This is a genomic window from Sorangiineae bacterium MSr12523 (assembly GCA_037157775.1).
Taxonomy (GTDB): domain Bacteria; phylum Myxococcota_A; class Polyangia; order Polyangiales; family Polyangiaceae; genus Pendulispora; species Pendulispora brunnea.
The window spans coordinates 3,702,514-3,719,962 of record CP089982.1 but is presented as its reverse complement, the minus strand read 5'-3'; the positions used below and the strand labels follow the sequence as shown (position 1 = coordinate 3,719,962).

19 protein-coding genes are annotated in these 17,449 nt (G+C 64.8%); 11 read left to right on the top strand and 8 right to left on the bottom strand.

What is annotated here, in order from left to right; genetic code table 11:
• Positions 1-6: 6 nt before the first annotated feature.
• Together LZC95_15060 and LZC95_15055 are read right to left on the bottom strand one after the other, a co-directional pair.
• A complete protein-coding gene (locus LZC95_15060; protein ID WXA98150.1) occupies positions 7-2,292 on the bottom strand; it encodes a serine protein kinase PrkA in 2,286 nt (761 codons plus the stop codon).
• A gap of 201 nt (positions 2,293-2,493) precedes the next feature.
• Entirely contained in the window at positions 2,494-2,931 is a 438-nt protein-coding gene (locus LZC95_15055) for a hypothetical protein (GenBank protein WXA98149.1), read from the bottom strand.
• Between the two features lie 62 nt (positions 2,932-2,993).
• On the opposite strand from LZC95_15055, the gene LZC95_15050 reads away from it, so the two are divergent.
• From LZC95_15050 to LZC95_15040, 3 genes are all read left to right on the top strand, one after another.
• Positions 2,994-3,380 (top strand): VOC family protein, encoded by a 387-nt coding sequence (locus LZC95_15050; protein ID WXA98148.1) that lies wholly within the window; start codon positions 2,994-2,996, stop codon positions 3,378-3,380.
• A 70-nt stretch (positions 3,381-3,450) separates the two neighbouring features.
• Positions 3,451-3,834, top strand: coding sequence for a VOC family protein (locus LZC95_15045; GenBank protein WXA98147.1), 384 nt, complete (start codon positions 3,451-3,453; stop codon positions 3,832-3,834).
• Between the two features lie 96 nt (positions 3,835-3,930).
• The gene (locus LZC95_15040) at positions 3,931-4,809 is read left to right on the top strand and encodes a DUF2167 domain-containing protein (GenBank protein ID WXA98146.1); all 879 of its coding nucleotides are present in this window, start codon (positions 3,931-3,933) and stop codon (positions 4,807-4,809) included.
• On the opposite strand, the gene LZC95_15035 is transcribed toward LZC95_15040, so the two are convergent.
• The 3 genes from LZC95_15035 to LZC95_15025 are packed head-to-tail and all read right to left on the bottom strand — an operon-like array spanning position 4,806 to position 7,748.
• The gene (locus LZC95_15035) at positions 4,806-5,363 is read right to left on the bottom strand and encodes a DUF1444 family protein (GenBank protein ID WXA98145.1); all 558 of its coding nucleotides are present in this window, start codon (positions 5,361-5,363) and stop codon (positions 4,806-4,808) included. The two genes, LZC95_15040 and LZC95_15035, sit on opposite strands and share 4 nt — an antisense overlap.
• Positions 5,360-6,469, bottom strand: a complete 1,110-nt coding sequence (locus tag LZC95_15030) for a hypothetical protein (GenBank protein WXA98144.1) — start codon at positions 6,467-6,469, stop codon at positions 5,360-5,362. The genes LZC95_15035 and LZC95_15030 overlap by 4 nt, the downstream gene beginning before the upstream one ends.
• A 31-nt stretch (positions 6,470-6,500) precedes the next feature.
• Positions 6,501-7,748: an MFS transporter gene (locus LZC95_15025; GenBank protein ID WXA98143.1), complete on the bottom strand. Its 1,248-nt coding sequence runs from the start codon at positions 7,746-7,748 to the stop codon at positions 6,501-6,503.
• A 116-nt stretch (positions 7,749-7,864) separates the two neighbouring features.
• Between LZC95_15025 and LZC95_15020 the strand changes: the two genes are divergently transcribed.
• Positions 7,865-8,650: a helix-turn-helix transcriptional regulator gene (locus LZC95_15020; protein WXA98142.1), complete on the top strand. Its 786-nt coding sequence runs from the start codon at positions 7,865-7,867 to the stop codon at positions 8,648-8,650.
• A gap of 9 nt (positions 8,651-8,659) precedes the next feature.
• On the opposite strand, the gene LZC95_15015 is transcribed toward LZC95_15020, so the two are convergent.
• On the bottom strand, positions 8,660-9,094 hold the full coding sequence (locus LZC95_15015; GenBank protein WXA98141.1) for a MarR family transcriptional regulator: 435 nt from the start codon (positions 9,092-9,094) through the stop codon (positions 8,660-8,662).
• Positions 9,095-9,233: 139 nt separating this feature from the next.
• Between LZC95_15015 and LZC95_15010 the strand changes: the two genes are divergently transcribed.
• The 3 genes from LZC95_15010 to LZC95_15000 are packed head-to-tail and all read left to right on the top strand — an operon-like array spanning position 9,234 to position 12,212.
• Positions 9,234-10,001: an SDR family oxidoreductase gene (locus LZC95_15010; protein ID WXA98140.1), complete on the top strand. Its 768-nt coding sequence runs from the start codon at positions 9,234-9,236 to the stop codon at positions 9,999-10,001.
• A gap of 12 nt (positions 10,002-10,013) precedes the next feature.
• Positions 10,014-10,991, top strand: coding sequence for an SUMF1/EgtB/PvdO family nonheme iron enzyme (locus LZC95_15005; GenBank protein WXA98139.1), 978 nt, complete (start codon positions 10,014-10,016; stop codon positions 10,989-10,991).
• A 39-nt stretch (positions 10,992-11,030) separates the two neighbouring features.
• Positions 11,031-12,212, top strand: a complete 1,182-nt coding sequence (locus LZC95_15000; protein WXA98138.1) for an aminotransferase class V-fold PLP-dependent enzyme — start codon at positions 11,031-11,033, stop codon at positions 12,210-12,212.
• A gap of 12 nt (positions 12,213-12,224) precedes the next feature.
• On the opposite strand, the gene LZC95_14995 is transcribed toward LZC95_15000, so the two are convergent.
• Positions 12,225-12,761, bottom strand: coding sequence for a hypothetical protein (locus LZC95_14995; protein ID WXA98137.1), 537 nt, complete (start codon positions 12,759-12,761; stop codon positions 12,225-12,227).
• 146 nt (positions 12,762-12,907) lie between these two features.
• Positions 12,908-13,705, bottom strand: coding sequence for a DNRLRE domain-containing protein (locus LZC95_14990; protein WXA98136.1), 798 nt, complete (start codon positions 13,703-13,705; stop codon positions 12,908-12,910).
• A gap of 41 nt (positions 13,706-13,746) precedes the next feature.
• Here LZC95_14990 and LZC95_14985 point away from each other — a divergent pair, with 41 nt between their 5' ends.
• From LZC95_14985 to LZC95_14970, 4 genes are all read left to right on the top strand, one after another.
• Positions 13,747-14,766, top strand: a complete 1,020-nt coding sequence (locus LZC95_14985; GenBank protein ID WXA98135.1) for an ABC transporter ATP-binding protein — start codon at positions 13,747-13,749, stop codon at positions 14,764-14,766.
• A complete protein-coding gene (locus LZC95_14980; GenBank protein WXA98134.1) occupies positions 14,763-15,812 on the top strand; it encodes an ATP-binding cassette domain-containing protein in 1,050 nt (349 codons plus the stop codon). Before LZC95_14985 ends, LZC95_14980 begins: the two co-directional genes overlap by 4 nt.
• The gene (locus tag LZC95_14975; protein WXA98133.1) at positions 15,809-16,615 is read left to right on the top strand and encodes an enoyl-CoA hydratase-related protein; all 807 of its coding nucleotides are present in this window, start codon (positions 15,809-15,811) and stop codon (positions 16,613-16,615) included. The genes LZC95_14980 and LZC95_14975 overlap by 4 nt, the downstream gene beginning before the upstream one ends.
• Positions 16,616-16,877: 262 nt before the next feature.
• Positions 16,878-17,447 carry a hypothetical protein gene (locus LZC95_14970; protein ID WXA98132.1) on the top strand — a complete coding sequence of 190 codons (570 nt, stop codon included), beginning with the start codon at positions 16,878-16,880 and terminating at the stop codon, positions 17,445-17,447.
• The last annotated feature ends 2 nt before the right edge of the window (positions 17,448-17,449 follow it).

Below are 17,449 nucleotides of genomic sequence, written 5' to 3'. Positions count from 1 at the left end.
GAGAGTCTAGGAAACGTCGCCGAAGCGGCGCCGTACCAGAACGCTCATCGCATCCGCAGCGCACTCTCGGCAATAGCCAAATCGCGCGATGAGGCGCTCGATGGTCGTCTCCGAGTTGCGCTTGCGCGTATCGTCCAGCCCGGCACCTTCGTCGCGCACGAGCCGCTCGATATCCCGGGCCCGCTGCGCGACCGCCGGACGCCGCTCGCCGAAGATGCTGTCGCGCATGCGCTTCAAGTGGTGCGGGAAAACGATGGAGGGCTCCACCTTCTGTCCGGGGTGGTCGATGGCCCACGCCGCGATGGCGCTGATCATCTGCTTGCGCATCTCCTGCGGCTCGCCCTTCACGTCGAGCAGGCGCTCCACCTCGCGCATCACCTTCTCGTCGGGCTCCTCGTAGTCACCCGTCACGCGGTTGCGGACGCGCTCCTTCTTGACCCACATGCTGACGTGCTGGATGTAGCGCTCGAAAAGCTCGGCGTAGCGCTCGTCGTCGACCAGGCCGCTGGTCGAGTAGAGCTCGTGCTCCCAGCTATCGAGAAGCCGGCCGTGCAGCGCCTCCTGGAACGCGCGCACGTCGTGGTAGCCGCCGGCGATGGCCTCTTGCTGCAGCCATTCGAACTCGCCGCGCCGCTGGCAAAGGTTCTCGATTTCCTCGAGCACCGCGATGGGCGAAAGGCATTTGTACTTGGGCGACTGCGCGGCATCGAGCAGCACCACGCGCATCTCGCGCGGGCTCGCGCCGATGCGGCCCTCGTAGATGGGGTACGGATCGCTCTCGTCGAAGACGTCGGGCACGTTCGCGCGCAGTGTCTTCTGGGCGTCGGTGTCGAGCCGCTCCGGAATGCGCCCCGTGGCGTACAAATCCAGCTTTTCCACGGCGGAAAGGCTGGAAAGCGCCGCGCCGAGCTGCCGGCCGTAGCGATCGGGGTTCGGTTTGCGCATGCGCGTCAGCACCGCGAACATGGCCGCCATCATGGTCGCGTGCGGCGCGACATGGCACTGCACCTGGGGCGCGACGTGCGCGTCGTAGATGGTCTGCTCCTGGATATAGCTTCGCAGGTACGGCGTGCGAATCAGCTCGAGGCGGCCGCGGAAGCTGGCAAATTCCGGGTGCTCGCGGAACGCGTCGAGGTGGAGCTCGTTCGCGCTGCCCATCATGACGCAATTGAGTTGTACGTTCTGCTGCGTCAGCGCCACCTCGCCCGTCTCCACGGAGAGCTGCAGGTACTTGAAGGCATCGAGCGGCCGCTTCAAGAGATCGCTGAACTCGAGAAGGCCGCCGGCCGCCTCGATCAACTCGCCCTTGGCCTCGTACAAGGTGACGGCCTGCAGCGACGCCGGAAGCGCCGCCAGCGAGCGATCCGCCGTGATCTGCCGCTCGCCCGCGTCCACGCTCATCTGCGGGCCAATGGTGACGGCGCCGGTGCGGTAACGCTGCGAGATGAAGTAGCGCTCGACCTGCACGTGCTTGAGCACCTCGGTGTACGAGCCGCCGTAGCTCGAGAGAAGCGCCTCGAAGACCTGCTGGCTCTTGTGCGAGAGCTGCCCGCGCAGGATCCAGTCGCTCGGCGGCTCGCCCGCGGCGGAGAAAAGCCGCTCCAAGAGGACCTTGCGCTCCTCCAGCGGGAACAGGAACAGCGGATGGTCGCGCACCTCGACGAGGAGCTTCGCGTCGATCTCGTCGTCGGCGAGGTGGGCGAAGGTGTCGGTCGTGCCGCTCTCCGCTTTTTTCCCGAAGCCGAGCGAACCGCGCACGGTCTTGTTTGAGGGAAAGACCCAGTTGAAGCGGTAGAGCGCACCGACGTCGAGCGTCGAATAATGCTCCAGCGCCCGCATCAAGCAGCCGACGATGGTGCTCTTGGCCGAGCCATTGGGGCCGTGCAAAAGGACGAGCCGGCTCGGTCGCCCTTCGCGCGCGAAGTTCGACAGCGAGCGGTAAATCTCTTCCTGAACCGGCTCCTGCCCGATGAGGGCGCCGCGCGGAAGGGGCTTGCCCGGGCCGCCGCCGTCCCACGGCATGTCGAACAGGTTGTAGCGGGTGAACTTGCCCCACGGATGCTCGATTTTCGTGGTGCCGTAGTGGTCGAACACGTCACGCAGGTAGCGACTCGCGTCGCGCGCATAGCGCACCGGATCGGTCGCGAACAGGTCGAGGTACTCGGCGAACGAAAGAACGCGCCGGCCCGTCTGGAAGCGGCGTTCTACGTTTTCCGCCACGAGGCGGATCTCGGCGCTCAAGTCCCCGTTCGCGATCGATCCGGGTTGAAGCTCGTTCTTTTCGTCAGTCATGGGTGCTTCAAAATACTAGCCCCAATGATGCCGACGGAGGAGTGCTTCAATTTTTCTTGAAACGGGGCGCGTCCTCCGAGCCTTTCGTCGCGTCGCCCGGGTGTAGGAATGGCCCGGCGCACGACGGCATCGCGGTCGCACTCTTTCCGCGGGCGGTGTTGATCAGGTACGCTGCGCGTTTCATCTCGGGCAACGAGCTCGTCATGGAGCAGGTGCTCCGCCTCCGGATGCAGCAGCGCGTTGCGCGTTGCAATCGACCGGGATGTAGATCCGATCGCACGGGCTCGTGATTCGGAACGAGAACGTGCCGGTGTACTGGCCGCACCATGCGCGAATGTCATCGTGGTAGCTCTGCCCCGGCTCGAGCCCGAGGACGATTGGAACGGTGTTGAAGCGATCGATCTTGTCGATGTTCACGGGGTATTCGCTGTCGGCGTCGTTGATCCAATCGACGGTGAACGTGGACCCGGCCGAGACGCTGTACGACGGAGGCGTAGCCTGCGTGCGGCAAGTGTTGCTGACACGGATATGCACATCGAGCACGCCCGCCGGGGGAGCCTCGGCGAAACCGGATGAGGCGATGGCAACCGCCGTGGCGACAACGGCGAGCGAGGAAACGAGACGCGGATGAAAAGCCATGCAAGGTGGTACGCGAAATGGGGCATGGGCTTCCCGCGGCAGGAGACCCTAATGTCGAACCCATGGGACGCATACGGCTCGATCATGTGGTGATCCACGTCTCCAACTGGGAGCGCTCGAACGCGTTTTACCGCGATGTCCTCGATGCAGAGCTGATCGCCGGCAAGGTTGGCTGGGCGTACCGCATCGGGGACAAGCAGCTCAATGTGCATGGTCCAGGCGTGGACGCCGCACCGGTGGCGCACATTCCGGTGCCACCCGGTGGGAGCGACATCTGCTTCGAATGGTCAGGCCCCATCGAGGGCGCCCAAGAGCACCTGGCACGGTACGGGGTTGCCGTCGAGTTGGGGCCGGTCGCGCGGTTTGGGGCGCGCGGCCACGGGACGAGCGTCTATTTCCGGGATCCCGACGGCTCGCTTCTGGAGTTCATCTCGTACGACACGAAGTAGAGCACGCCTCCAAGGTACGACCTGAAATTGGCTATGGGCCTCCGATGGCCGCAGCCCCTATGCTCGGAGCATGGGACGCATCCGGCTCGACCATGTGGTTATCCATGTCTCCGACTGGGAGCGTTCGAACGCGTTCTACCGTGACGTGCTCGATGCAGAGCTCATCGAGCGCCCCGTCGGGTGGATGTACCGCATTGGCGAACAGCAATTGAATGTGCGGGGTGCCGGCCTGCATGGCGCCCCGGTCGCGCGCATTCCGGTGCCGCCGGGCGGGAGCGACATTTGCTTCGAGTGGGCCGGTCCCATCGAAGAGGCCCAGGAGCACCTGGCGCGACACGGAGTTGCCGTCGAGGTGGGGCCCGTGGCCCGCTTTGGGTCCCGCGGTCACGGAACCAGCGTCTATTTCCGCGATCCTGATGGCTCACTGCTCGAGTTCATCTCGTACGCGAAATAGACGCGAATACCGAGGAAGGTGGCGCAAGCGCCATCCGTAGATCGCAACTTGGACGGATCGGCGGCCGATAAGGCTCCTCGTGGAGGGACATTTCCCATGGTGCAGATGATTTTCGTCGCGTTGCTAGCCCTGGTCGCGGCGTGGCCGCGGGCCGCCTTTGCCGAGGAATCGGGGGAAAAACCTCCGGTCCAGTGGCAGGCCGGCCCGAGGGACATCGACCTTGGGCATGATTTGAAGCTGGCACTCCCCGAGGCCGACGTGTACCTGCCGCCCGGCCCCGCGGCGAAGATGCTCGAGAAGAACGGAAGCTTTCACAACGAGAACCTGCTCGGCATCGTCGCGAGCAAAGATGAAGAGGCCCAGTGGTTCGTCACGATCCGCTACGAGGCGGAGGGCTACATCAAGGACGACGAAAAGATCGACGCCGACGAGCTGCTCTCGGCCATCCGCGAAGGAACCGAAGAAGGCAACAAGGAGCGCCTCGAAAAGGGCTTCAAGGCATGGCACGTCGATGGCTGGAGCGAGCCTCCCCAGTACGACAAATCGCTGCACCACTTGGTGTGGGCCCTGTCGGTGAGCGACGACGAGGGCAAATCGGTCAACTTCAACACGCGCATCTTGGGCCGTCGCGGCTACGTGGCCATCAATTTGGTCACCGCCCCCGAGCTTCTCGCCGGCTACAAGCCCGAGGCCGCGGCGCTTCTCAAAGCGACCACCTTTTCATCGGCCGCGCGCTACGAGGCCTTCGACGCAAAGACCGACAAAGTCGCCGAATACGGCCTCGCGGGCCTGGTCCTCGGCGGCGCCGGCCTGGGCGCCGCAAAGCTGGTGAAGATCGGCCTTCTGGCGAAGTTCTGGAAGGTCATCATCGCCGCCCTCATCGCGGGCAAAAAGGCCATCGTGCTGGTCCTCGCCGGCATCGCCGCCTTCGTGAAAAAGCTCTTCAGCCGAAAGAACGAACCGGCAAACGGTTAGAACTTCGTCTCGACGTGCCATACCCCCGCCGAGCGCCGATAGAGATCTTCGTTCAATAGGTGGTCGCCGCCCCGAACGCGCGTGACCACCTCTCGAAGCTCGGCTGCCACATCCACCCCCAGCGGACCTACCGCAAGGACATCACGGGCCGGCGCCACCGCCAGGAGCTCCTCCGCATCGACGTGGCGTTCCATGGCTCCCCAGAACTTGTCCAACAGCATCAGCGTCGCTTCCAAGTTACCGTCGACGATGAGCGCAAAGATCTTGCCGTGCGGGTGCACGCGCACTCCATGCTGCGATAGCAGCGAGCCCAGATTCGCGAGCGCCCGCTCGTGCAAATCGTCTCGGGTAAGCCCCTCCGCGGCGAGATGCCGTTCCTGCACATAGACGAACCGATCTCCCTCATCGATGACGTAAGTCGTCAGAAGACCACCGACGAGCGGGCGCACCACGAAGGAGTCCTCGGAGGAGAGGGTCATCACTGGGGCAGGATCGTCCTCCGGGACGACCGCCTTCAGATACGGAAGTACACGACTAAGGTTCGAGCTGTTCATGTTCCGCAGCCCGTGGCATGGGACCAGTCGAACGCCGTATCACGAATCTCGGTGCCCGAGACATTGCCTGCCATGAATTTCACCTCGTACCGTGCATGATGGGGACGAGCTCGAGCAACGTCGAGTGCAACCGTGTTCGATCGATCCATGGCAATGCCCGCCGCGAAATCGGCCGGGAGCGCGGCCGCGTCCAGCTGGGCGATCAGGTTCGCCGTGACGCTTCCGAGCAGCGCCTCCGCGGCTTTCCCCTTGATCTTCTCGTTCGTCGATAGCAGTGACAGCTGAGGAGCCTCGCGAACGGCTCCCCGATGTTGCACGGAGAAAGGCCATTCGAGCGAGCGGCCATACACGACGTTCTTCGTCATCCCCTTCACCTCCGTGCCGGGACGAAGGGAAACATCGAGCCAAGATTCGACCCAGTTTCCCCAAAGCATGCGGGACTCCCCTTCGAGGATGCTTTTGAACGTCGGGATTCGTGCCACGCGCGCCAACTTGACGAGATTCGGATCGTTGGCTCGTTCGAACGTATCGGCCAGGCGTTCCACGTACGCATCCAATTCGTGCACGCGGACGAATTCCCCTTTCGCACTGATGATCGCCTCCGGCATCACGGCCATCAGCGCGGTCACAGGCGCGAGTGCACGGGCAACCTCTGGCCGCGTCATGTCCTGATCGTCGTAACGGATCATCGACATGTTTTTCATGCTCATGACGAGATCGCTGCCTCGTTTCTCCAGCGCGACATTCATACGCAGCCGCGCAGCATGCCCTTGCTTCGTCACGTCATAAACGACCGGAACTTGGCAGGGCGGCGACCAATCGAAGTGTACACGAATGAGCGCACCACCTCGGCCGTCCGAAATGGCATCGAGTGCAGGGCGAAGCGGCCCGTCGAGGGGAACGAGTGGCGCCGCTGCCGCGTCCTGCGAAGACGTCGAGCTGGGGAGCGCCAAAGCGGTCGTTGTCGCGACCTCGACGGCTGCGCGTGGCTTCGAGCACACCCCATAAGCCACGGCACACGCCAGAACGAGCCCAGCGCCTACATTCCATTTCGACCAGAGGGGCACCTTCGCCATCGGGATGGGCGCCAGCCTACGCGTGTTCACCCGCGGCAGGAAGGCATACCCACGAATGCAACTACCGCTTTTTCGTTTCCAAGTTGGGCAACAATCCCGTGAGGAGGCCGATGAGAGGCAGGAACGAGCAAACCCGGTAGACGAAGGTGATGCTCGTCATGTCGGCCAATTGGCCTAGAACCGCGGCGCCGACGCCGCCCATGCCGAAGGCGAAACCGAAGAAAAGGCCCGCCACGGTGCCCGTTTTGCCGGGCATCAACTCTTGGGCGTATACGACAATGGCTGGGAATGCCGAAGCGAGGATAATGCCAATGGGCACGGTGAGGATGCCCACCCAAAACAGATTGGCGTAAGGCAAAATCAGGGTAAAGGGCAGCACGCCCAGAATGGATGCCCAAATGATGTACTTGCGCCCGAAGCGATCGCCCAAGGGCCCGCCCACGATGGTGCCCACGGCCACGGCGCCGGCGAAGAAGAACAAGTGCATCTGCGCCGCGCGCACCGATACGTGGAATTGGCTAATGAGATAAAAAGTGTAATAGCTGGTGATGCTCGCCATATAGAAGAACTTGGAAAAGATGAGGGCGAGCAATACCAAAATGGCGTACGTCACTTTGCGCGGCGGCAGCGTCGCACGCGCCACAGTGGCGACCTTTCGCGGGGCCACGCCCCGGCCCTTGTACCAATGGCCCACTTGGGTCAAAAGGAACATGCCCAGCAGCGCGCAAACCGAAAACCAGGCCACCGCCGAGCGCCCGCGCGGAAAGATGATCACCGCGGCCAGGAGCGGACCAATGGCAGAACCCACGTTTCCACCGACTTGAAACACCGATTGCGCAAGGCCATACCGCCCGCCCGACGCCATACGCGCCACGCGCGAGGATTCCGGGTGAAACACCGAAGAGCCCGTGCCCAGCAGCGAAGCCGCCAGCAGCAAGAAACCGTACTGATTGGCCACGGCCAGAAGCAAAAGGCCCGAAAGGCTAAAGCCCATACCGATGACGAGCGAATACGGTTTGGGATGTCGGTCCGTATACAATCCGACCACCGGTTGAAGAAGCGACGCCGTCAACTGGTACGTGAACGTAAGGAAACCGATCTGGCCGAAGCTGAGATCGTAGGACTCCTTCAACATCGGATAGATCGCCGGCAGCAGCGACTGCATCATGTCGTTGAGCAGATGGCAGAAGCTAATGGCGGACAGAACGGTGAAAACGGTTCTTTCGGTGGACGTTTTCGAAGCGGCCCCCGGTCCAACTTCGATGGAACTTGCTGGCTCGGGCAGCGCCGTCTCGGCGATTTCGGTCATTGGCTCACTCGTGCAAGCGATCTTGGCCTGCTTGGCAAATTCTCCCCGAGCACCAACATACCGCGTTCCATGGGGTTTGCCGGCGAGCTTGGGTCAACTGATATCGCGAGTGGGCCATGAGGAATGCGACCTATGTCGAGGCCTTCGATACGCTTCCCCAGGCCATCATTGCCATTGGCAACGACTACCCCGCCCATCACGTGGTGAAGCCGCACTCGCACCGGCGCTCGCAACTCCTCTATAGCGCGTCGGGCGCCATGATGGTCACCACCGAGCATGGCGCCTGGGTCGTTCCGCCGGAGCGCGCGGTGTGGCTGCCCGCGGGGGAAGTTCACAGTGTGCAAATGAGTCTCGGCCCGCTGCGCACGAGCAGCATTTTTCTCTCGCCGGAGGCCAGCGCGGGCCTTCCCAGCACGTGCCAAGTCCTGGGCATGCTGCCACTGATGCGCAGCCTGCTGCTCGAGGCCGTCGACGTGCCGCTCACCCACGATCCCGATGGGCGCGATGGTCTGCTCATGGCGCTGATGCTCCACGAGATCCGGCGCCTCCCCGCCGTGCTGCCGCCGCAGCTCCCCTTCCCGCGCGATGTGCGGCTCGCGCGCACCTGCAGCCGCTTGCTGGAGCAGCCCACACCGCACGATACGATCGACGGCGTGCGCACCGAGCTCGGAATGAGCCGCCGTGCCTTCACGCGCCTCTTTCGCGCGGAAACCGGAATGAGCTTCGCCGCATGGAAGCAGCAGGCCTGCCTCTTTGCCGCACTCCCGCGCCTGGCGCGCGGCGAAGCCGTCACCACGGTCGCACTCGAACTGGGCTACGACAGCCCCGCGGCGTTCACCAGCATGTTCCGGCGCACCCTGGGCGTGCCGCCCAGTCGCTACTTCGGCAAAAGCGACGGCTAGCGCCGGGCTTCACTCGTCCGGCGCCTCCAGATTGGCGCGCACACGAAGCGATAGCGCGCGCAGCGTATGGCGCTCCTCCTCCGAAAGGCCGGCCAGGGCGCGCGCCTCCATGTCGGCCCAAACCTGCATCACCGGATCGCGCAGCCGCTTTGCACGCGGCGTCAAATGGACCCGCGACACGCGCGCGTCGTCCGGATCGCGCCGGCGCGTGACCAGGCCCTCCTTCTCCAGCCGGCCGATGGCCTTCGTCACCGTGGGCGGCTCCACCCCGAGCCGCGCGATGAGCTCCGATTGCGAAAGCCCGTCCTTCTCCCAGAGCAGCCGCAAAAGCATGTCCTGCCCGAGCTGCAGACCGAGCTCGGCAAGACGCGGTGCCGTGCGCCGGAAGTGCGCTTTCATGGCGCGGATCATTGCGAAGGTCACTTGCTCTTCCAGCGGAGTCATGTCGCGGCTCATTTTCAGGATGGGTTCCCACTTCGGTCAAGTCGACGCCTTGACGATCCCCGACCGCGGAACTACTTAGCCGGCTACATATCAGGTGTGCAGCCGGGCGGTCTGCACGCTGCGGGAAAGGAGCGTCCGCATGGACCTAGGACTCAGCGAGCGCGTTGCGCTCGTCACGGGAAGTTCGCAGGGCATTGGCCGCGCGACGGCCGAGCTCTTTGCGCGCGAGGGGGCGCGCGTGGCGGTGACCTACCGCCGCTACGAAGACAAGGCCGAGGCGGTCGCGCGGGCCATTCGCGCCATTGGAGGGGAAGCTCTGATCGTTCCGCTCGACCTCGCATCGGGGGATTCGGTGCGGAGCGCCGTCGATGCGGTGCTCGCGAAATGGGGCCGGCTCGATGTCCTCGTCAACAATGCCGTCGAGTGGGGCTCGCGCAGACCGAGCGAGCTTCCGCCCTTCGAGGAAGTGCCGGCTGCGTATTGGCACGACGTCTTTCGCTCCAACTCCGAGGGTCACTTCGCGGCCATCCAGGCCGTGCTGCCGTCGATGCGCAAACGGCATTGGGGGCGCATCGTCAACGTCTCGTCCGGCCTGGCCATTCATGGCATTCCCGGTTCCGGTTTCTACTCGGCGGCCAAGTCCTCGCTGCATGGCCTCACGCGGGCGCTTTATCGGGAGCTCGCCCCCGACGGCATCCTCACCAACGTCGTCATGGCCGGCGCCACCCGAACGGACCACATGCAGAGCGTCATTCCGGCCGCGGTCATGGAGCACATTGCCAAAAATTCGCCCATCGGGCGTCTGGCGGAGCCCGAGGAGGTCGCGAAAGCCATCGTCTTCATCGGGTCGGCGGCCAATACGATGATCAACGGCGAAATCGTCCTCGCCAGCGGCGGGCACATGTAGCAGCTTAAGCGAATGTTCCCACGGCGCATCGGGATCGCGGCCGCATTCGTGGTCTTTCTCGGCGCCGCCATCTCCGAACTGCACGCGGCCACGCCGGAGGAGGCACCACCGGCCTCGCGTGAGCAAGTGCGCACGGCGCTCGCCGACCTCGCCCCGGCCTTTTCCGCGAAGACGCGTCGCACGCGGGCGGGCGCGCCGGGCACCATCGAGAACGTCATCGCGCGCTTCGCACCGGGGAAGTTTCACCCCGTCGACGATGGCCGGCTCCCGCCACCGCGCGCCTCGCTGACGTGCCCCAGCGACATGGCGCCCGTCGCGGGTCGCTTTTGCGTCGACCGCTACGAGGGTTCTCTCTTCGAGCGCGCCATCGATGGCTCGATGCAGCAGCACCCGCACTACGAGATCCCGGAAGCCGGACACATGTACACTGCACGCAGCCTTCCCGGCGTGATTCCGCAGGCGTACATCAGCGGGGCACAAGCGGCCGCGGCGTGCGAGGCCGCCGGCAAGCGATTGTGCCACCCCGTCGAGTGGCGCGCGGCCTGCGGGGGCAGCCAAGGTTACGCTTTTCCGTATGGTCCCACGCGCAAGCCGGGGGCATGCCACGATCGCGGCGCCGCGCCCATGCTCGTCTTTCACGCGGAAGAAATGAAGCGCGGCTGGTTCCTCACGGAGCTCAACGACCCGCGGTTGAACCAGCTCGACAACACGGTGGGAAAGACCGGCGACTTCCCGGCGTGCGTGAACGACTACGGCATCTACGATATGGTCGGCAACCTGCACGAGTGGACTGCCGACCCAAATGGCACCTTTCAAGGCGGCTACTGGCTCGACATCGACCAGCACGGCACGGGCTGCGCTTACCGCACCATCGCCCACGGATTCACGTACCACGACTACTCGACGGGCTTTCGCTGCTGCTCCGACGGAGGGGCGGAATTGGTCGGGGTCAGCAGTCAGGGATCCGGAGTGAAGACCTCCACTCCCTAACCCCTAACCCCTACACCCTATCCCCTCTATACTCGGCGCATGTCCGAACGACCGCTGTTGATGATCCCCGGGCCCATCGAGATCTCCGACGCGGTGCGCGAAGCCGCCAGCGGTCCGCCGCCCGGCCACCTCGCGCCGCCCGTCATCGCAGCCTTCGGCCAAGCGCTTCGCCGCATGCGCGATGTTTGGCTTTCGGGCCCTTCGAGCCAGCCGCTCATCGTGTCGGGAAGCGGCACGCTGGCCATGGATATCGCCGTCTTCAACGCGCTCGAGCCGGGCGATCGCGCCCTGGTCGTGCACACGGGGTACTTCTCGGCGCGCATGGCGGAGATGCTCCGGCGAAGGTCCGTCGAGGTCACGGTGGTCTCGGCGCCCTTCGGCGAAGTGCCCGCATCCGCCGAGGTCGCGGCGGCGCTTGCGCGTGCGGCGGAGGCCAAGCTCCCCTTCAAGGCCGTCTTCGTCACCCACGTGGACACGTCCACGGGCGTGCGCGCGGATGCGGAGACGCTCGTCGGGCTTGCGCGCAACCATGGCGCGCTCTCCATCGTCGACGGCGTTTGCGCGACCGCGGCAGAGCGCTTCGACATGGCCGGGTGGGGCGCGGACATTTACCTTACCGCCTCGCAGAAGGCCATCGGCCTGCCGCCGGGCCTCGCATTGCTCGTCTTCAGTGAGCGCGCCCTCGAAGCGCGCGCTCGCCTCACGCACGCGCCGCCGTTGTCGATGGACCTCGATGCGTGGCTTCCCATCATGCGCGCCTACGAGGCGGGCCAGCCGAGCTACTTCGCCACGCCGGCCACGCCGCTCATCATGGCGCTGTCCGTGGGCCTCGGGGAGATCCTCGCCGACGGCAAGGGCATGGCCGCACGCTTTGCCTTGCACGAGCGTGCCGCGCGGGCGATGCGCGCAGCCTGGGCTTCGCTGGGTCTCACCTTGGTGCCCGCGCGGGAGGACATCACCGCGAACACGCTCAGCGCGATCCGCTACCCCGACGGGGTCGACGTCTCGGCGATTCCGCGCATCCTTGCGAACGGCGCCATCGTTGCGGGCGGGCTCGATCCCGAGAACAAAGCCAAGTACTTCCGCGTGGGCCACATGGGTTACTCCGCCACGCAGCCCGCGCATCTCCTTCGAACGATCCGCGCCGTTGCGCTAGGGATCGGTCGCTCCGCGGACGATGCAAGGACCGCGGAGCGCGCAGCGGAAGCCGTGCTGACCTAAGCGCGACGTGCCCTACTTGACGGGCACCGAAGCCGAAATGTCCTGCGCCTCGATCTGGCAGTCCTTCTCGGAGCACACGCTCATCTTGTAGTTGCCCGAGATGGTCACATTGCCCTTGGCGCTGGGCTTGAACTTGACGCGCAAGGTGGCGGTCTTCTCGCCATCGATCTTGAAGTCGCCGGCGTTCTTCGAGAACACGTTCTTGCCGGCGGCGTCGGTGCCTTGAAACTCGATGCCCGCGAGATCCGCCGCCTTGAACTTGTACGGGTATTCCTTGTTGACGTGGTAGCCGCCTGCCGCCTCGAGGCGAAGAACCAGGACACAGGTCGCCCCGGCTTTGCAGTCGCCTTCCGGGGTCGCGTCGAGCTTGAAGTTCTTGCCCTCGATGTGGTTGCCGGCGGCAACTTGTTCGACGGGCGCTTTCTCGACGGTCTTGTTGGCGGGGGCAGCCTCGCTGTCCTTGCTGCAGCCGGTTGCAATGGCCAACGTCGCCGCGGCACCGACGGCCACGCCGCCGAGCGCCATCCTAAGGGAGGGAGCGTGTTTCATGGTTCTTGCGCTTAGTTTTGTCACTTCTCGTCGCATCGGCATACCTTTCTAAACGGCTAAGAGTGCATCGGCTTGGTCGCGGCGTCGACCGGTCCGATCGGGCTCGGCGATTCGACGGTGGCGCGTCAAGTCCCATTCAACCGGGCTTAGCGGGCCGGCTCTGGCGCCAAGTAAAGCTCGAGCCTCGGAGACATCGATGGTGCGGAGTCCGCTGCCTCAGCACCTGAGCCTCCCCCCGCATTCCCCGCTCCCGAGCTCCCAGCGGAGCTCCCACCCGAGCTCCCACCTGAAGCCAGTGCAAACGCCATTCCGACCTCGGTCGAGTTGTCCGCCACGATGACGATGCCCTGGTCGCGGGCGTCGCGCGAACGCCAGCGCTGCACGATGTCACGAACGTCGACCCGCACCACATGGCGGGCGGCAGGCACCACGCGCGTGGCCGGCGAGCCTCCGGCCGACGCATCCTCGATGCGCGGTTGGTACGACCACGAGATGGAGCGCGGATCCCACGGCGTCACCACCCGGGCCGCGTGAAGAACGATGGGCGTCGGATCGGGCTGCACCGCCAGGGACCGATCCAAGAGCACGTACGCCTCCAAAATGGCCGTATCCTTGGCGACCGCGGGCGGAACGGCAAAGCGCAAGTAGAGGCGCGAATCACCGCCCGCCGAGCGCCCCAGGGTGAAAATCGGAGGAAGCGCGCCTTCGCTGGCAGCCCGACCGCGCTGGACGTAGCCAATCGCCACCGGCTCGAGAACCAGGCGCCGCACCTCCTTCTTCTGAATCAGCGGCACGCCGGTGGAATCCTGGCAGCGCCCCACCACGCACGATTGCCGCGCGCCGCACTCGCTCGAGGCTACGCACATGCGCGGGCGGGCAACACACCCGGCCAGGACCCCGAACGCGAGAGACGCCAGGCAAAGCAGGCAAGCTCGAAGCTTCATCGTTGGGCCAAGACGTATCACGAGGTAGAGTCGCCCGGATCATGGCGCTTTCCACGCCCCCATTGCTTCGCGTGCGCGACCTCGTGACGAGCTTTCGAACCGAGCACGGGGCCGTGCGGGCGGTGGACGGCGTCTCCTTCGACATCGGCCCCGGGCAAACCGTGGGGGTCGTCGGCGAGAGCGGATGCGGCAAGAGCGTGACGGCCCTTTCCCTGCTGCGGCTCATCCCATCGCCGCCCGGAACCATCGAGTCCGGCTCCATCGAGCTGCGCGGCATGGACCTTTTGCGCCTGACCGAGCGCGAAATGCGCGATGTGCGCGGCAACGAGATCTCCATGGTTTTCCAGGAGCCGATGACCAGCCTGAACCCCGTCTACACGGTGGGCGCGCAGATCGTCGAGGCCATCCTGCTGCATCAAAAGGTGTCACGCCGGGAAGCCTACGATCGCACGCGCGAGCTTCTGCGCCACGTGGGCATCTCGTCGCCGGACACCAACGTCGATGCGTACCCGCACCAGCTCTCGGGCGGGATGCGCCAGCGCGTGATGATCGCCATGGCGCTCGCCTGCCGCCCTGCCCTTCTCATCGCGGACGAACCGACGACGGCGCTGGACGTCACCATTCAGGCGCAGATCCTCGAGCTGATTCACCAGCTGCAGGGCGAGCTCGGAATGAGCATCCTGCTGATCACGCACGACCTGGGCGTCATTGCAGAATACACGGAACACGTCATCGTCATGTACGCCGGGCGCATCGTGGAGAGCGGGCCCGTGCGCCAGGTGCTGGGCAGGCCGAGGCATCCGTACACGCACGGCCTGATGGCGAGCGTCCCGCGGCTGGCCGCACGCAAGGGCCCGCGCGACAAGCAAGCCCGCCTCGCGCGCCTGCCGACCATCGAGGGCATGGTGCCCGATCTGCGCCACCTGCCCAGCGGGTGCCGTTTCGCCGACCGCTGCAAGCTGGTCATCGACGCCTGCCGCGAGAAAGAACCGGAGCTTCTCCCCGTCGGTAGTGAGGAACAATTTGCGCGGTGCATCCGCTGGCAAGAGGTGGGTGCATGACCACCGCCACGCCGGAACGCCTCGATGACGAGCATTCGGGGCAAGAAAAGACGCCGCGCACCTTGGTAGCGACGGAAAAGCTCACCAAGTACTTCCCCGTGCGCAGCGGCCTGCTCGCCCGCAAGACCGAGCTCCTGCGCGCGGTGGACGGCGTCTCCCTTCGCGTGCGGCGCGGCGAGACGATGGGGCTCGTCGGCGAGAGCGGATGCGGCAAAAGCACGCTCGGGCGCCTCATTCTGCGGCTCATCGAACCGACCTACGGACGCGTCGTCTACGACGGGCGCGACATCGGGAACTACACGGCCGCGGAGATGCGTCCGCTCCGGCGCAAGATGCAGATCATCTTCCAGGATCCGTACTCGAGCCTGAATCCGCGCATGACGGTGCACGACATCGTGGCGGAGGCGATCCGCATTCACAAATTGGCGGCCTCGCGCTCCGACGAGACGCACATGGTCGTGGACCTGCTCAAAAAGGTGGGACTGCGCCCCGACGTGCTCCGGCGCTACCCGCACGAGTTTTCCGGCGGGCAACGGCAACGCATCGGCATCGCGCGCGCGCTCGCCGTGCAGCCCGAGTTCATCGTGTGCGACGAGCCAATCAGCGCGCTCGACGTGTCGATTCAGGCGCAGATCATCAACCTGCTCATGGAGCTGCAGGAGGAGCTCGGCCTCTCGTACCTGTTCATCTCGCACGATCTCCGCGTGGTCGAGCACGTGAGCCACCGCGTGTCGGTCATGTACCTCGGAAAGATCGTCGAACAGGGACCGGCCGACCAGGTTTACGAGAACGCCCTGCACCCGTACACCAACGCGCTGCTCGCGGCGGTGCCCGATCCCGATCCGGCGAAGAAGCGACTGCGCCTGGTGCTCGAAGGCGACGTGCCCTCCCCCATTGCACCGCCCGAGGGCTGCTCGTTCCATCCGCGATGCCCGCGCATCGTGAAGGGCACGTGCGACAAAGAGATCCCGCCGCTCGACGAGCTCACGCCGGGCAGCGGGCACCGCGTGGCGTGCTGGAATCCACATGGGGGAAAGAAGCCATGAGCAGCAAAGTCCTCACCGAGGTGATCGATCATATTTTCGTCATCACCATTTCGCGCCCCGAGAAGCGCAACTGCGTCGACGGCGAAACGGCCGCATTGCTCACGGCGGCGTGGAAGCGTTTTCGCGATGACGAAGCGCTGTGGGTCGCCATCCTCACCGGCGCCGGCGAAGAAGCGTTTTGCGCGGGCGCGGATCTCACGGCGATCGCGGAGCTCGGGCCCGGCCTCGATGCATCGCCGTCGAAGATGCGGCAGTTCATCGCGCACGGCGAGGGCTACCTCGGCTACACGCGGCAGACCGACATTTACAAGCCGATCCTCTGCGCCATCAACGGCCACGCACTCGCCGGAGGACTCGAGCTCGCGTGCCTCGGCGACATCCGCATCGTCGAGGAGCACGCCGAAATGGGAGTCGCCTGCCGCCGATTCAACGTTCCGCTTGTCGATGGCGGAACCCAGCGGCTGCCACGCATCGTGGGCATGGGCCGCGCGATGGAGCTCATTTTAACGGGGCGATTCATCAAGTCCGACGAAGCGCTCCGTATAGGGCTCGCCAACGAGATTGTACCACGCGGCGCGTCACGTGTGCGGACCATTGAATTGGCGCAACGACTCTGCGAGCTTCCACAGGGAGCGATGCGGTCCGACAAGCAGGCCGCGCTCATGGGATGGGGGCGGCCGCTCGAAGAGGGGCTGCGCATCGAGGCCGAGCTGGGGCAGTATGCCATTCGCAGTCGCGACATCATCGAAGGTGCTCTGTCGTTCGCGCAAAAGCGGAAACCGAACTTCACGCAAGATGATTAGGACGAGGGAGAAATACGGAATGCAAGGGCATGGGAGGGCGAATCGAGATGGGTCTGCGAAACGAGCGTGGGCTTCCGGATTTCTCGCCCTGCACATGGTCTTTCTCTCGGTCTCGAGCGCGTATGCACAGGCAAGTACGGCCCCGCAAGCGGGACCTGGCGCGCAGCCTCCCGCAGCGCCGCCGCAGTCTGGGTCTCCTGGTGTCACATGGTCCGGCCCGGCAGCTGGCGCCGACGTCGTCTACCTGAAAGACGGTCAGCAGGTGCGCGGCACGTTAACGGAACTTCGAATCGGGGATTCCGCAGTCATTCAACTCCCGCAAGGACAGAACGCGACCATTCGATGGGATGGTATCGCGCGCATCGAGCGAAACGGACAACCGATTCCACTTGACGCTCAATCCTGGAATGCTTGGAAGTCCCCGCAAAACGCGCCGCAAACGCCAGCTTTGGCGCCAGAAACCATGCCTTACGATTCGGATAAGCCGATCCCAGCCGGATACCACCTCGAAACAAAACCTCGACTAGGACCCCTGATTTCGGGCTCGATCCTCTCGGGCATCGGGCTCTTCGGCATCGTGGCAATGGAATCGAGCGATACGCACCGAGACACTAAGACGGCGTTCGACGTGGTATGGGGATTATTGTTCTTCGGTCCTGGCTTGCCACTTTTGCTCGTCGGACTACTTTCGCCAAAGAAGTACTTGCGGCACGACGCCGCGGCCGCGAACGCCTTCTGGAATCTTCCGTCTTCTACTAAACCACCTTTGTACGTCGGTTTTGGCCCCACGAAAGACGGGGGCGGACTACTCACCATCGGTCGGCAATTCTAGCC

Coding starts and splice junctions, on each gene's coding strand:
- LZC95_15015 (WXA98141.1), bottom strand. CDS start 9,094: ATGACTCCGCTGGAAGAGCAAGTGACCTTCGCAATGATCCGCGCCATG.
- LZC95_14985 (WXA98135.1), top strand. CDS start 13,747: ATGGCGCTTTCCACGCCCCCATTGCTTCGCGTGCGCGACCTCGTGACG.
- LZC95_15005 (WXA98139.1), top strand. CDS start 10,014: ATGTTCCCACGGCGCATCGGGATCGCGGCCGCATTCGTGGTCTTTCTC.
- LZC95_15025 (WXA98143.1), bottom strand. CDS start 7,748: ATGACCGAAATCGCCGAGACGGCGCTGCCCGAGCCAGCAAGTTCCATC.
- LZC95_15010 (WXA98140.1), top strand. CDS start 9,234: ATGGACCTAGGACTCAGCGAGCGCGTTGCGCTCGTCACGGGAAGTTCG.
- LZC95_15045 (WXA98147.1), top strand. CDS start 3,451: ATGGGACGCATCCGGCTCGACCATGTGGTTATCCATGTCTCCGACTGG.
- LZC95_15020 (WXA98142.1), top strand. CDS start 7,865: ATGAGGAATGCGACCTATGTCGAGGCCTTCGATACGCTTCCCCAGGCC.
- LZC95_15000 (WXA98138.1), top strand. CDS start 11,031: ATGTCCGAACGACCGCTGTTGATGATCCCCGGGCCCATCGAGATCTCC.
- LZC95_15060 (WXA98150.1), bottom strand. CDS start 2,292: ATGACTGACGAAAAGAACGAGCTTCAACCCGGATCGATCGCGAACGGG.
- LZC95_14980 (WXA98134.1), top strand. CDS start 14,763: ATGACCACCGCCACGCCGGAACGCCTCGATGACGAGCATTCGGGGCAA.
- LZC95_15040 (WXA98146.1), top strand. CDS start 3,931: ATGGTGCAGATGATTTTCGTCGCGTTGCTAGCCCTGGTCGCGGCGTGG.
- LZC95_15050 (WXA98148.1), top strand. CDS start 2,994: ATGGGACGCATACGGCTCGATCATGTGGTGATCCACGTCTCCAACTGG.
- LZC95_14990 (WXA98136.1), bottom strand. CDS start 13,705: ATGAAGCTTCGAGCTTGCCTGCTTTGCCTGGCGTCTCTCGCGTTCGGG.
- LZC95_14995 (WXA98137.1), bottom strand. CDS start 12,761: ATGAAACACGCTCCCTCCCTTAGGATGGCGCTCGGCGGCGTGGCCGTC.
- LZC95_15055 (WXA98149.1), bottom strand. CDS start 2,931: ATGGCTTTTCATCCGCGTCTCGTTTCCTCGCTCGCCGTTGTCGCCACG.
- LZC95_14975 (WXA98133.1), top strand. CDS start 15,809: ATGAGCAGCAAAGTCCTCACCGAGGTGATCGATCATATTTTCGTCATC.
- LZC95_15035 (WXA98145.1), bottom strand. CDS start 5,363: ATGAACAGCTCGAACCTTAGTCGTGTACTTCCGTATCTGAAGGCGGTC.